The 14,182-nt window shown below is 74.8% G+C and carries 10 protein-coding genes; 8 read left to right on the top strand and 2 right to left on the bottom strand.

Features of this window, described 5'->3' with window-relative positions; translation table 11 throughout:
- Positions 1–45 precede the first annotated feature (45 nt).
- Together ABZ497_RS17745 and eccCa are read right to left on the bottom strand one after the other, a co-directional pair.
- Positions 46–2,640 (bottom strand): hypothetical protein, encoded by a 2,595-nt coding sequence (locus ABZ497_RS17745; protein ID WP_359806125.1) that lies wholly within the window; start codon positions 2,638–2,640, stop codon positions 46–48.
- Positions 2,637–6,572 carry a type VII secretion protein EccCa gene (gene eccCa / locus ABZ497_RS17740; protein ID WP_359806158.1) on the bottom strand — a complete coding sequence of 1,312 codons (3,936 nt, stop codon included), beginning with the start codon at positions 6,570–6,572 and terminating at the stop codon, positions 2,637–2,639. The genes ABZ497_RS17745 and eccCa overlap by 4 nt, the downstream gene beginning before the upstream one ends.
- Before the next feature lie 349 nt (positions 6,573–6,921).
- On the opposite strand from eccCa, the gene eccD reads away from it, so the two are divergent.
- The 8 genes from eccD (at position 6,922) to ABZ497_RS17700 (ending at position 14,182) form a co-directional block, all read left to right on the top strand.
- Complete coding sequence (gene eccD, locus ABZ497_RS17735) at positions 6,922–8,328, top strand: type VII secretion integral membrane protein EccD (protein WP_359806122.1); 1,407 nt, start codon at positions 6,922–6,924, stop codon at positions 8,326–8,328.
- A gap of 81 nt (positions 8,329–8,409) precedes the next feature.
- Positions 8,410–9,858 carry a type VII secretion protein EccB gene (gene eccB / locus ABZ497_RS17730; RefSeq protein WP_352289896.1) on the top strand — a complete coding sequence of 483 codons (1,449 nt, stop codon included), beginning with the start codon at positions 8,410–8,412 and terminating at the stop codon, positions 9,856–9,858.
- Between the two features lie 74 nt (positions 9,859–9,932).
- Complete coding sequence (locus ABZ497_RS17725; protein WP_359806119.1) at positions 9,933–10,274, top strand: hypothetical protein; 342 nt, start codon at positions 9,933–9,935, stop codon at positions 10,272–10,274.
- A 47-nt stretch (positions 10,275–10,321) separates the two neighbouring features.
- Positions 10,322–10,609, top strand: coding sequence for a hypothetical protein (locus tag ABZ497_RS17720; RefSeq protein ID WP_359806116.1), 288 nt, complete (start codon positions 10,322–10,324; stop codon positions 10,607–10,609).
- A complete protein-coding gene (locus tag ABZ497_RS17715) occupies positions 10,609–11,043 on the top strand; it encodes a hypothetical protein (protein ID WP_329489374.1) in 435 nt (144 codons plus the stop codon). The genes ABZ497_RS17720 and ABZ497_RS17715 overlap by 1 nt, the downstream gene beginning before the upstream one ends.
- Positions 11,044–11,077: 34 nt before the next feature.
- Entirely contained in the window at positions 11,078–13,342 is a 2,265-nt protein-coding gene (locus tag ABZ497_RS17710; RefSeq protein ID WP_359806113.1) for a hypothetical protein, read from the top strand.
- 74 nt (positions 13,343–13,416) lie between these two features.
- Positions 13,417–13,890, top strand: coding sequence for a YbaB/EbfC family nucleoid-associated protein (locus tag ABZ497_RS17705; protein WP_329489376.1), 474 nt, complete (start codon positions 13,417–13,419; stop codon positions 13,888–13,890).
- Positions 13,883–14,182, top strand: a complete 300-nt coding sequence (locus tag ABZ497_RS17700) for a hypothetical protein (RefSeq protein WP_329489377.1) — start codon at positions 13,883–13,885, stop codon at positions 14,180–14,182. The genes ABZ497_RS17705 and ABZ497_RS17700 overlap by 8 nt, the downstream gene beginning before the upstream one ends.

The raw sequence follows: 14,182 nt of genomic DNA, 5'->3' as shown, positions 1-14,182 counted from the left end.
GGCATGCCGAACCGTCTCGCGGACGCGACTGCCGCCCCGCGTGCCTCACCCGGCGGCGACTCCCGGCGTCAGACGGAGCCGCTCCGGGCGGGCCGGCGGGCGCAGCCGCGCGGGCGGCAGCAGCTCGCGGCGGTCCTGCCACGCCAGCAGCCGGGTCCGGGCCTGCGCGTCGTGCTCCTCGGCCGCCGCGTCCGCGGCGGGGCCGGTCGCGGCAGGGCCGGGGGCCGCCTCGCGCAGCAGCACCCGGACCGGGCGGTCCTCGCCGCCGGGCAGGACGTCCAGGACACGGAAGCGCGAGCCGGGCGGGAAGACCACCTCCGGGTCGCCGTCGTCGGCGATCACGGACGTCCGGCGGCCGGTGGCCGACCAGACGAGGAACTCCGTCGACGTCCCCGGGGCGAGGTCGGCCTCCGGAGTCCCGACGACCGGAGCGGGCTCCGTCAGCAGCGCCCCCCGCACGTAGAGGCGCAGCACCTCCTCGCCCGCGTCCGAGCCCAGCAGCACGGCGCCCCGGTGGTTGGGCAGCCGGCGCAGCCCGGAACCCAGGCACGCCAGGTACAGCTCCAGCGGTCCCGGTCCGCCGGGCCGGCGCGCCGCGGCCACCAACTCGGCGCGGGACGCGGGGATCCCGGTGTCGGCGTGGTGCAGGTACACGGCCGCGAGGTCGTCCTTCAGGGCGTCGCGGGGCTGTGAACGCAGCGCCGGCAGCCGCAGGGCGACCTGCTCGGCCTGGCTGGCGTAGCGGTGGAAGTGCGGGCCGAGCAGGGCCCGGAAGGCGGCCCGTTCGGCAGCGGTGGACGGCCGCCCCGAGCTGAAGGCGCCGTCCGGCGCGATGAGCCGGGGCACGGCGGGGACCTCGGCCGTGTCCTCGTCGTCGCCGTCGCCCGCGCCGCCCGGTGCGGTCGTGGGCTCGGCGGCGTGGTCGGTGGTGGTGGGCAGGATGACGGTGGGTTCGGTGTCCGGCCCGGGGGAGCCGGTGGACTCCGGGCCCGTCTCCGCGGGCACGAGCGCCGGTCCGGCCTCCGGGCCGGTGGCGTCCGTGCCGTCCGGGCCCTGCCCGGCGGGGTCGGGTGCGGGGGAGGGGCCGGTGGACGTGGCGGTCGGCACCGGCGGGGCCGGGAGGCCGGCACCGGTGGCGGGTTCGGTCGCGGGTGCGGCCGTGGGCGCGGTCAAGGGGGCGGGCGCGCGGGTGGGGCCGTTCAGGAGCAGTCCCGGTACCGCCGCGCCCGGGACGGTGAGGGCCGTCAGCAGGCCGTCCACCACAGCGAGCACCTCCGCCGGCACCGTCCGGTCGGCCGAGCCGACGATGAGCAGGGGGCGGTCCGGCCCGGGGTCGAGCAGCCGCGGGCCGTGGTCCGGCGGCGGGTCGTCGGGGCGCAGCCACAGGCCGGCCGGCACCGCCTCCAGGCGCCAGCCCGCCACCGGCGCGGGGTAGAGCGCGGGGCCGTCGGGCAGGGTGCCGTCGGGCAGGGGGCGCCAGGCGGAGGCGACCACGCGGCCCCGCCCGGGTGAGGCGGTCAGCTCGGTCAGCCACGGCTCCCAGCCGGGCGTGCCGTCGGCGGCCAGGACGCGGGCGGAGCAGCCGTCCGCGGTGCGCATCGGCAGGCCGACGGCGGCCCGGACGTCGCGGCCCAGCTCGGCCGCGAGGGCGGCGGTCAGCGCGACCAGCGCCGCGGTGGCCGCCCAGGGCGCGCTCACCAGCAGCTCGGCCGGAGCGGGCCGGACCCGGGCCAGCCGTTCGGCGACCCCGGCGGCCGCGGGCAGGGGCGCGCCGGGGTGGCCGACGACCAGGACCAGGGTGCCCGGCGCCGCCGTGGCGAGGTCCAACGGGCCGGAACGGACATCGGGGGCGGACTCGCCGTGGAGCCAGTAGCCGCCCGGCAGCTCGGTCATCAGCGGGCCCCCGCCGAGCGGGTCGCGCTCGGCGCCCGCCATCGGCGCCGGGGCAGGCGGAGGTGCCTGAGGGGCCGTCGCGGCCGGTACGGGTGTGCCGGCTGCCGGTACGGCGGGGGCGGACGCCGCCCGAGGGGCCGGCCCGGCGCTCCCGGGCCGCGGTGTCCGAGGCTCCGCCGGGTCTGCCGCCCACGCCCGGGCGGCCGTCACGTCCGCCGTCTCCGGCAGCGGCCACACCGGCCCGAGCCGGCGGGCCGGGCCGGCCGGAGTGAACAGCCACCAGGAAGCCGGCGATCCCGGCCCGGCCCCGTCGGCCAGCAGGGTCCCGTCGGGCCGCAGGGTGACGACGCCGTCCGGGGCGACGATGCCGGTGGCGGCCAGTTCGGCGATCCGCTGGGCGGGCCGTCTGCCGTCCGGCTGGGCGGTGGCCAGGCCGGAGGCCGCCAGGACCAGGATCCCGGCCCGCCGGACGGCCGCGGTGCGCGCCAGCTCCGCCAGGCTCGCGAGCAGGACGGGCTGCGCGTCGGCGGCCGCCGCCAGCACCGTCACGGTCCCGACCACGGGCGGCAGTGCGGCGAGCGCGGCAGCGAGTTCGGCGGGCAGCGCTGGCGCCGCCGCGGCCCCGTGCGCGGCCCCGTGCGCCGCGCCGGGTGCGATGACGAAGTGCGGACCCGCCTCGTGCAGCACCGCGGGGGCCGGGGCGTCGCGGTGACGGGTCAGCCAGCGCCGCACCGGCGCGGCGCTCACTGCTGCGCCCCTGCGTCCTCGTCGACGGCGGCGGTCTGCACCTGCACCGTGCGGCGCCGGGTGATGTGCAGGGCCCGCCCGGGCGGGAGGGCGCGGGGCTTGGTGTTGCCGAACAGGAAGCCCTCGCTCGGCGGGCAGGACAGCAGCACCGCCGGGGTGTTGACCTCCTCCAGCTTGCGCAGGAGCTGGTCCGAGGAGGCCCGTCCGATGCCGTTGGCGCTGCGCGCCACGATCAGGTGCAGGCCCAGCTCGACACCCTGCGCCAGGTAGTCCAGCAGCGGTGCGAACGGGTGGGCGGACATCCCGCCGGGGGAGCCGGCCACCAGCTCGTAGTCGTCGACCAGGATGAACAGCTCCGGGCCCTCCCACCAGTCCCGCAGCCGCAGCCGTTCCGGCGGGATGTCCACGCCGGGCAGCCGGTTGGCCATCGCCCGCGCCGCGCCGTCGACGATCTGACGCAGCGCGTCCACGGCGACCGCGTGCCCGAGCCGGTACTCCTGCGGTACCGCGCCCTGCAGCACCCGGCGGTAGTCGACCAGCATGATCCGCGCCTGGTCGGGGCGGTAGGCGCTGGTGATGCCGGCCGCCACCAGTTTCAGGAGGTTCGTCTTGCCCGACTCGCTGTCACCGACCACCACCAGGTGCGGCGTCTCCTCGAAGTCGTGCCACAGCGTGTCCATCGAGACGTCCTGGAGCCCCAGCGGGACGCGCAGTCGGCCCTCGGGGGCGGGCAGCGCGGAGGCGGGCAGCTGCAGCGGCAGCATCCGGACCTCGGGCGCGCGCGCCCCCGTCCAGTGCTCCGCCACGGCGTCGACCAGGTCCGCCACCCCGTCGCCGAGGTCGTCGGTGCTGCCGGTGCCGTCCATCCGGGGCAGCGCGGTGAGGAAGTGCAGTTCCTCGGCGGTCAGACCCCGGCCGGGGAGCTTGGGGACCGTCGCGGCGACCCGCATGCCGATCGCGGAGTCGACGGGATCACCGAGCCGCAGCTCGAACCGGGTGCCCAGCAGGTCGCGCAGCGCGCCGGTGACCTCGCCCCAGCGGGTGGTGCCCACGATCAGGTGGATGCCGTAGTTGAGGCCGCGCTGGGCGATCAGGGTCAGCGCCGGCGCGAGGTCGGGGAACTCCTGGCGCACGGTGTTCCAGCCGTCGATCACCAGGAAGACGTCGCCGTGCGCCTCTTGCGGCAGCTGACCTGCCGCCAGCATCCGGCGGAAGGCCGCCACCGAGTCGATGCCGAGCTCGGCGAAGCGCTGCTCGCGCCGCGCGAGGATCGCGTTGACCTCCGCGACCGTGCGCACCACCCGCTCGGGGTCGTGCCGACCGGTGACCCCGCCCACGTGCGGCAGACCGCGCAGCGCGGAGAGCGTGCCGCCGCCGAAGTCCAGGCAGTAGAACTGCACTTCGCGCGGGGTGTGGGTGAGGGCGAGCGCCGTCATCAGGGCCCGCAGCAGGGTGGACTTGCCGCTCTGCGGACCACCCGCGATCCCCACATGGCCGTCGGCCCCCGAGAGGTCGGCGGTGAGCAGGTCGCGCACCTGGTGGAAGGGCCGGTCGACGACGCCGACCGGAACGCTCAGGGTGCCGCGGCCCGTACCGCCCTCGGTGGTCAGCCCGTACTCCGGGTGCGGCGCCAGCGGCGGCAGCAGCTCGTCCAGGGTGGGCGGCACCCCCAGCGGCGGCAGCCACACCTGGTGCGCCGGCGGTCCCGCGTCCAGCAGCTTGTCGGCCGCGATGGCGAGCAAGGTGCCACCGTCCTGCGCCTCCTCCACCTGCGGCTCCTCCGGCACCGCGACGGGCTGACGCGGCGCCACGTACCCGGTGCCGTAGACGGCGACCTGCCCGGCCGCAGCCTGCTGGCGCGCGGCCGCGGGGCGCGGCGCCCGGTAGGGGCCGGAGACGTACGCGGCCTTGAACCGGGTCAGGGTGGCGATGTCGCTGCGCAGGAAACCGTTGCCGGGCTGGGAGGGCAGGTGGTAGGCGTCCGGTACCCCCAGCACGCCCCGGCTCTCCATCGCCGAGAACGTCCGCAGTCCGACCCGGTACGACAGGTGCGACTCCAGCGCGTGCATCCGGCCCTCGTCCAGACGCTGCGAGGCCAGCAGCAGGTGCACGCCCAGCGAGCGGCCCAGGCGGCCGATCATGACGAACAGATCCATGAAGTCGCGGTGCGCGGCCAGCAGTTCACTGAACTCGTCGACCACGACGAACAGCGTCGGCAGCGGCTCCAGATCGGCCCCGCCCGCCCGCGCGGTCTCGTAGTCCAGCAGCGAACTGTAGTTGCCCGCCGCCCGCAGCAGCTCCTGGCGGCGCACCAGCTCCCCGTGCAGCGCGTCGCGCATCCGGTCCACCAGCGCCGCCTCGTCGGCCAGGTTGGTGATCACCGCCGAGGTGTGCGGCAGCCGGTCCAGACCCAGGAACGTCGCGCCGCCCTTGAAGTCGACCAGCACGAAGTTCAGCACCTCCGAGGAGTGCGTCAGGGCCAACGCCAGCACCAGCGTGCGCAGCAGCTCCGACTTGCCCGACCCGGTGGCCCCGATCAGCATCCCGTGCGGGCCCATGCCGCCCTGCGCCGACTCCTTGATGTCCAGCTCCACCGGCGTGCCGTCCGCGGCGATGCCCAGCGGCACCCGCAACCGGTCGGCGATCCCGCGCCGCGCCCAGTTCTGCGCCACGTCGTGCCGGTGCAGGTTCCGGATGCCCAGCAGCGACGCCAGGTCGAAATCACCCGCCAACGGCTCCCCGGCCTCCAGCTGGTCCCCGAGCCGGTAGGGCGCCATCAGCGCGGCCAGCCGCCGCGCCGCCGGCAACGACAACGCGTCGGGCCGCCCCAGCTCGGTCACCTCGTCACGGTGGTTGCGGTCCGCGCCGACCATCGCCAGCCGGCCCTCCTCGATCCGCAGCCGCAGCCGGTGCCGCAGTGGCTTCCACTCCAGCGCCTCACCCAGGTCCAGCAGCACCGCGTTGCGCCACCCCGCCAGCGCCGCCCGGCTGCCGGGACCGGCCGGTGCACCGTCCAGCACGATCACCGTGAACGGCTCGTCCCGGCCCGGCTGCGCCTCCGGCTCCCACGGCCCGCGCGCCGCGAACTCCTCGCCCATGACCTGCTCCAGCTCCGCGACCGACCCCGCCACCAGCCGCACCGGCCCCAGCGCGTCGGTGTCCACCGGGTGCAGCGCGTGCGGCAGCCACTTCGCCCACTCCCACTGCTCCCGGTGCTCCGCGTCCGCCACCACCGCGATCCGCAGCTCGTCCGGCGCGTGGAACAGCGCCAGCTGCGCCAGCATCGCCCGCGCCAGTGCCTGCGCCGCCGCCCGGTCGTCACCGCGCAGCAGCACCTGGGCGTACCCGCGCACGTACACCGCGATCGGCTGGTCCGCGACCGTGCCGTAGGCGTGGATGAACCGCCGCAGCGCGTGCGCGCACAACGGCTCCAGGTCCTCCACCGGCTTGGTCGACAGCGGCGCCAGCCGCACCGCCAGCCGCTGGTGCCCCACCCCGACCCGCACGTCACCGAAGTCCGGGTGCGTGCCGCGCCGCTCCCACAGCCGCGAGGTGCGGATCAGCGACGCCACCGCCCCCGGCGCCGGGTGCCGCCAGGCCGCCGCCTCCTGCTGACGCACGGTGTGCCCGCGCACCTGCCTGCGCATCTGTGACAGGTACCGCAGGTAGTCCCGCCGCTCGGCCCGCAGCTCCCGCTTGCGGTCGCTGGAACCGCGGATCAGCTGCGTCACCAGCATGCCCACCGCCGACAGGCCCATCATGCCCATCGCCACGTAGCCGAGCACCCCGCCGCCCTCACCCGGGCGCAGGAACACGAACACCATCGACAGCGAACTCAGCGCCATCGGCGCCATCGAGATCACGCTCGACATGCCGCTCTGCGACTCCGGCAGGACCGGCGGCTCCTGCAACTGGATCTCGCCGTCGGGCATCGCCGGACCGGGACGCCGCGGCGGACGGTCGACCAGCACCACACTCAACGAAAGCGCTCCTCGCACCAGGGGACGGCCCGCACCGTGCGCCGTCGCCCGGGACGCACACCGTCCACCCGGACCACGGCCACCACCCCGCCCCCGGTTCACCCCGCCCGGCCCGCTCCCGCCCGCGGTGAACCAACCACCCCCCGCCATCCGTGCCACCGGGCGGGGAGTGGCCGCCCGACCCGCCACCCCCGGACAGCCCCAGGCGGCCGCGCCCTCTTCCGAGGACCAGCCACCGCCGAGCCGGCCCCGCTCCCAGGCCCCCCGGCCCGGCCGGGGCCGCGGACCACGAGGGAGAACCGTGAACGGGAGTGCCAACGGGGCCGCCGTCGCCGCACTGTGCCGACTGAGGTTCCACGCCCCCCGGGCGGTGTTCGAACTCGCCGTCCCCGCCGACATCCCCCTGGCCGACCTGCTGCCCGCCGTCCTCGCCCACGCCGACCTCGACCCCGCCGAACCGGGTCTCGACGAGCAAGGCCTCGAACACGACGGCTGGGTCCTCCAACGCCTCGGCCACCCGCCCCTGGACGAGGAACTCGGCGCCGACGCCCTCGACCTGCGCGACGGCGAGGACCTCTACCTGCGCCCACGCCGCGACGCCCTGCCCGAAGTCCACTACGACGACCTCGCCGACGGCGTCGCCACCGGCATGCGCGAACGCCCCGACACCTGGCGCCCGGCGCTCACCCACCACACCGCCCTCGTCCTGGCCGTCACCGCCCTGGCCGGCGGCATCGCACTCCTCCTCCTGCCCGGCCCGCCGCAGCTGCGCGCCGGCGCGGCCGCCATCACCGGCCTGTTCCTGCTCCTGGGCGCCCTCAGCGCCTCCCGGGCCGTCGGCGACGCCGCCGCCGGCACCGCCCTCGGCGCCACCGCCGTGCCCTACCTCGCCCTGGCCGGCGCCCTCCTCACCACCGACACCGGACCCTCCGCCACCGGAGCCCGACTCCTCGCCGGCGGCTGCGCCGGCGCCGGAGCAGCCGTCCTCGCCATGGCCGCCGTCGGCTGCTCCGCCCCGCTCTTCCTCGGCCTGGTCCTGTTCGCCCTGCACGTCACCGCCACCGGCGCCCTGCTGCTCACCGGACTGACCGCACCCGCCACCGCCGCCGTCCTCGCCGTCCTCCCGGTCGCCACCGCCGGCTTCCTGCCCGGCCTCTGCTTCCGCCTGTCCGGGCTGCGCCTGCCCGCCCTGCCCCGCAACGCCGAGGAACTCCAGGAAGGCATCGAGGCCGTCCCCGCCGCCTCCGTCCGCTCCCGCAGCGTCGTCGCCGACGGCTTCCTGACGGCCTTCCACCTCGCCCTCGCCCCCGTCCTCGCCGGGTGCCTGACCGCCCTCGCCGGTCAGGACGGCTGGGCCCCCACCGCCCTGACCTGCGCGCTGTCCCTGCTGCTCCTGCTGCACGCCCGCGGCATCGGCGCCATCCCCCAGCGCCTGGCCGTCCTCGTCCCCGGCGCCCTGGGCCCCGCCGTGCTCACCGCCCACCTCGCCGTCGGCCAGTCCCCGTCCGCCCGTCTGGTCCTGCTCGCCGCCCTGCTCGCCACCGGCGCCGTCCTGGCCGCCGTCTCGTGGACCGTCCCGGGCCGACGCCTACTGCCCTACTGGGGCCGCGCCGCCGACCTGCTGCACACCCTCGCCGCCATCACCGTGCTCCCGCTCGCCCTCTCCGCCGCCGGCGCCTACCAGGCACTACGCGCCATCGCCGGCTGAACCCGCACCGGCGGCACACCCCACGCCCGGCCCCCGCCCACGCGAGCAACCCCACGCCCCGCCACCGAGGAGAACCACGCCATGCAGTCGAAGCGCGACCAGGTGCAGGCCCACCTGTTCGTGATGGGCCGCCTCGCCACCGGCATGCTCCGCGGCGAACCCGACGCCCCCGACGCCCCCACCGGGCGCACCTCCCGCGGCATCGTCACCGGCATCGTCATCGCCGTCCTCGCCTGCCTGATCGCCGCCGTCTACGGCGTCCTCGTCCCCGGTGGCGCCACCGGCTGGAAGAAACCGGGCACCCTCGTCCTGGTCAAGGAAAGCGGAGCCCGCTACCTCTACCTCGACGGCACCCTCCACCCCCTGCTCAACGAGACGACCGCCCGCCTGATCGCCGGCGAGCAGCTCACCGTCGACCAGGTCAGCGTCCGTTCCCTGGCCGGCACCCCCCGCGGCACCCCGCTCGGCATCCTCGGCGCCCCCGACGGCCTGCCCGCACCCGACCGCCTCGCCACCGCCCCCTGGCTCGCCTGCGCCGCCCTGCGCCCCGGCCCCTCCGGCGCCCGCCGGCCCCAACTGGCCGTCGCCATCGACCCCACCACCCGCGGCACCGCCCTCACCGACAACCAGGCCCTCCTGGTCACCGCCCCCGACGGCACCACCCACCTGCTGTGGCACGGCCGCCGGCTGCGCCTGGACACCCACAACGGCGCCCGCCTGGCCCTCGGCCAGAGCACCGCCACCGCCCAGCCCGTCCCCCAGGCCTTCCTCAACGCCCTGCCCGCCGGCCCCGACCTCGCTGCCCCCGACATCGACCAGCGCGGCACCCCCGGCCCCGACCTCGCCACCCGCCCCACCCGCATCGGACAACTCTTCACCGGCCCCGGTGGCGACCCCTACCTGCTCACCTCCGCCGGACTCACCCCGCTCACCACGATGGCCTTCGAACTGCTGCGCAACGACTCCCGCACCCAGCAGATCGCCTACCAGGGCGCCGCCGTCACCCCCGCCGCCCTGCGCCCCGCCGACCTCGCCGCCCACAGCGCGCCCCCCGCGACGGCCGCCACCCCCACCACCGCCCTGCCCACCACCCCGCCCGAGCTCCTGACCGCCCCCCAGGGCCGCGACGTCTGCGCCGAGCTGCGCCCGGGCGACCCCGCGCCCACCACCGCCGTCACCCTCCTCGACGACACCGCCCTCCAGGGCCCCGCCCCCGCCGCCCAGCCCGGCGTCGAGGCGGCCTGCGCCACCGCCGACACCATCGCGGTGCGCCCCGGCGGCGGCGCCCTGGTGCGCGCGCTGTCCACCGCCGGCACCGGCACCACCCTCTACCTGGTCACCGACACCGGGGTGAAGTACCCGCTGCCCTCGCCCGAGGTCGCCAAACAGCTCGGCTACGGCGAGGTCGCCCCCCCGGGCCTGCCCGAGGCGCTGCTGACCCTGCTGCCCACCGGCCCCAGCCTCGACCCGGCCGCGCTCACCGGCGCCGCCGCCGCACCGAGCCCGGCCGGCCCCACCTGCCTGCGGTGAACCGCCGCCCCCCGCAGTTCCGTTGAGTCGAGTGAGCCCGGCAACCGAAGCCGGGCCCGGAGGAAGGAACCCCCGTGGCGGCACTCAACCTGAAGACGGACGACGCGGTCGTCCGGAGCGTCCTGGCGACCCTGGAGGGCCACATCGACACGATGATGCGCGCCGCGACGCAGGTCCAGGACGTCAACGGAGAGATCCAGCAGCACTTCCAGGCCGCGTGCAGCTCCAAGTACCAGGAGAAGATCGCGGACTGGCAGAACCGCTACCAGCAGCTCAAGAGCGCGTACCAGTCCTTCCACGGCAGCTTCGCCGCCGGCCACACGCAGGTCAACACCGCCCACGACGAGGCCCTGGCGGCCGGCGGCGGCTGGGGCGGCGCCTCCGACGAAGTCCTGAACGGCCTCAACCCCCGCTGACCCCGGCCCCCTTCAGGCCACCCGACGACCCGACCGAGAGGACCCCCATGGCCAGCATCCTGCTCAACCACGCCAACATCGATGAGGCCGCCAACGCCCTGACCCAGGCCGGCCAGGGCATGCACGCCGCGATGGACGACTGCATGGCCGCCATCAAGGCCGCCGAGGCCCAGCTCAGCGGTGACCTCGCCACCGCCGCCAACGCCTTCTACCAGGCGCTCGCCAACCAGAACAGCGCCATGAACGACGACATCATCCAGGGCGCCGACGTCCTGCGCGTCATGCACGGCCTGCTGCGCGACGCCGACAAGCGTGCCGCGGGGGGCGTCGGCTGATGGCGACGCCGCCGGAGCCCGACTACGGGCACACGCTCAGCGTCCAGAGCGACGACCTCAAGTACTTCGCTGACACTCAGCTCGGCAACTACCTGAAGGTCCTCAAGGACGACCCCGGTTTCAAGACGATGCTGTCCTTCGGCGGGGACGGCGGTGGGGACTTCACCTCCCTGCTGGTGGGCCACGGCTCGGACCAGGTGATGCCCGTCGCAGGCAAGATCAAGACCGACTTCAAGAACCTGGCGACGGGCGTGGCCACTGACCTCAAGACCCTCGGCGTCCAGATGACCGAAGCTCAGCTGAGGATCCGGCTGGCGCTGACGCTCATGGACGCCGCCCACGAGGAGGCCATGACGGCCGCCGAGATGATGGAGGTCCTCACCAAGGTGTCGACCGCCACCGCTCCCAAGGCCGGCGGGCCGAACCCGGGCTGAGCGCCCCGCACACCTACGGAGAGATGGACACCCCATGCCGGATCCGAAGTGGGAGGACGTGCTGGGCTTCTTCGCGTCAGAGGCCCAGCGCTCCGCCAAGATCGTCACCAGGGAGCAGGTCGCCGGCCCCTCGAAGGACAAGCCCTGGCTCAGCCCGATCGACAAGATGGCCTTTGACAACAGCAAGTTCTACAACGGCTCGACGACTCAGGGCGGGGTCTCGGGGATGGGCTCCCCCGACGTCTGGTGGGCGTGGAACTACACGCACAGCAACGTCAACCACCACTTCCGGATCACGCTGAGCGTCAACTACAAGGACTGGGGCAACGACCGCGACAAGCCGCTGTCCCAGTTCATCCACCAGCACGAGGACATCTTCGCCCCGCTGGGCCCCGGTGGCGCCGGCAACGACACGGTCAACCCCGCCAGCCTGCGGTACGCCGCGCAGGGCATCGCGAATGTGCGCACGTGGCTGAGCACCTGGTACCCGCGGGTGCAGGGCTGGGCGGAGAAGATCAACGGGTCGGACAGCGACTGGCAGGGCGACGCGGCCGGTGAGTTCAAGATCCTGCTCAAGCGGTACGCGCTGGAGATGGAGACCATTCGCCTCCAACTGGACAAGACCCCGTACGAGGCCGACCTCTACGCGGCGGCCGACCAGATCGGACACACCATCGGCGGCCTCCGGGACGCCCACTACCAGTGGTACGCCGGCGGGAACGTATGGCCCTCCCACGCCATCTACCAGGCCCTGTCGCAGGCCCTGACGGGCGTCGTGCCGGAACTCAACCCTGACATGCACTCCATAAAGTCGATCAGCACCCCCCTCGGCGACCCCCGGGAGCAGGGCTTCTACGACCAGCTGGAGATCAGCGCGAAGAACATCTGGCTGGCCAACGTCGAGAGGCAGCTCGACAAGAGGCGCGTCATCCACGTCGTCGACGAACGGCAGGTCGCGGAGGCCGATCCGATGCGAGCGCTGGAGACGGCCTACTCCAAGCTGGACGCCAACTTCCCCTTCGCCTACAGCAACGTGCACCTGGACCTGCCCACCGCGGCGCCGCCCGGCCCGGGGACGGGTGACGGCGGCGGCGGCGGAGCGGGCGGAGGAGCGGGCGGAGGAGCGGGCGGCGGTGCCGGTGACGAGTCCGACCTGGGCGGTGGTGCCGGCGGAGGTGGCGGCGGCGACGGCAAGGGCGGCGGCAACAACACCCACCTTCCGCCGCCGCCCCCCGTCATCAGCCCCGGCGGCGGTGGCGGTGGCGGCGGTGGCGCCGGCCTCGGGGGCGACGGCGCCGGCACGCCGATCCTCGACAAGGACCACAAGCCCGTCCTGGGCGCCGACAAGAAGCCGGTGATGCTGCCCCCGGGCGGCTACATCGGCAAGGACGGCCAGGTGTACGACGCCAACGGTCAGAAGGTGACCGGCAAGGACGGCAAGCCCGTCGTCGTCCCCCCGGGTTCGGACGTTCCGCCGGGCACCGGCGGTGGCATCTACGGGCAGAACGCCAAGGTGCCCAAGGGCTCGAAGGTCCGCGACGACGGGACGGTCATCGGGCCCGACGACAAGGAGGTGCTGGACCGCGACGGCAACCCGGTGGTGCTGCCCAAGGGCGGATCCATCGCCGGCGACGGCACGCTGCTCGACTCGACCGGTCGTCCGATCTCCGACATCTCCCAGCGCTACACCGACCGGCAGCACGCCATCGACGCGATGGTCGGCAGCGGCAGCAGCGGGGGTGGGACCGGTGGTGGTGGCGGCATCCGTCCGCCGTCCACCGGGTCCGACTGGAATCTGGACCTCGGCTCCTCCTTCGGCGACTACGGCTCCGGCGGGAGCTCGGCCTCCGCCTCCGGCGGCCTCGGATCCTACGCCGGCCTCTTCGGCGGCGCCGGGGGAACCGGCCTCTCGTCGGGCGGCCTCTCGTCCGGCGGCGGCTCGATGCCCCGGCTGGTCAGCTCCGGCGGCGGGCTGAGTCCGCAGGCCATCGAGAACAGCGGCGGGCTGGCTCCGGGCGGCAAGACGGCAGCCGTGGCGGCCGCCGAGGCCGCGGCCGCGGAGAAGGCCGCGACACAGAAGGCCGCCGCGATGGCTGCCGAGGAGCAGGCCGCGATGCGCGGCCGGTCGGTGTCCACCAGCGGCGGCGGAATGCCGATGATGCCGCCGATGGGCGGCATGGGCGGCGGCATGGGAGCGGGCCAAGGCGAGAAGGACCGTCAGCGCACCACCTGGCTGGCCGAGGACGAAGAGGTCTGGGGCACCGAGACCGGCGCGGTCGACGGTGTGATCGGCCGCTGAGCGCCCGGCGCACCGGCAGGAAGGGGCGGCGTCCCAGGAGGGACACCGCCCCTGGACAAGGAAACGGAGAAGGTATGTCGCACTCGTTCGAGGACCAACTGAACCAGGCCATGGCCTCGTTGGAGGAGCAGAAGGAGAGGCTGGCCGAGTCGACGCGCAAGATGCAGGCGATGACCGCCTCGGCGACCAGCAAGGACCGGATGGTCACCGCGAAGGTCGGCCCCCAGGGCGAGCTGCTCGCGTTGAGCTTCCACACCACCGCCTACCAGTCCATGGCCCCGGCCCAGCTGAGCACCGTGCTGAAGGACGTGCTCAACGAGGCCAAGGCCCGGATGGGTGACCAGATCACCGCCGAGATGCGCAGCTTCGAGGGTGTCGGCGAGACGCTGCGGATGGACTTCACCGGTGAGCGCGGCGACGAGGAGGGCCTGTTCGGGATCGGCGGCGGACTGGACCTGGACGCGCTGCTGGCCCCGCTCACCGCGATGCGCCCGGGCGCCGACCGGACGGTCAAGCCTTCCCGCAACCAGGAGGAATTCAATGGCTAAGACGCTGCGCAAGGAGGAGGGCCTCAAAGCGGCGTTCGCCAACTTCGACGTCGTGGCGGCCCTGGTCGAGAAGATCAACACGGAGATGGAGGACATCAACCAGAAGAACGTCAAGGCCGGCGGCGGCGACGAGATCGGCAAGCAGTACCACGAGAAGATCGACAAGCCCACGGCCGACCTGTACAGCCTGACGTCGCAGATCCGCAACAAGCTGAAGGCGATGTCCGCGCACGGCCAGGGCACCGCCGATCTCTTCGACGCCACCGACGAACACGGCGCCGGCATGGTGTGA

The sequence above is a fragment of the Kitasatospora sp. NPDC005751 genome, assembly GCF_040630835.1.
Taxonomy (GTDB): Bacteria; Actinomycetota; Actinomycetes; order Streptomycetales; family Streptomycetaceae; genus Kitasatospora.
Note: the sequence above shows the minus strand (reverse complement) of the source record. Positions and strands in the feature narration are given on the sequence as shown.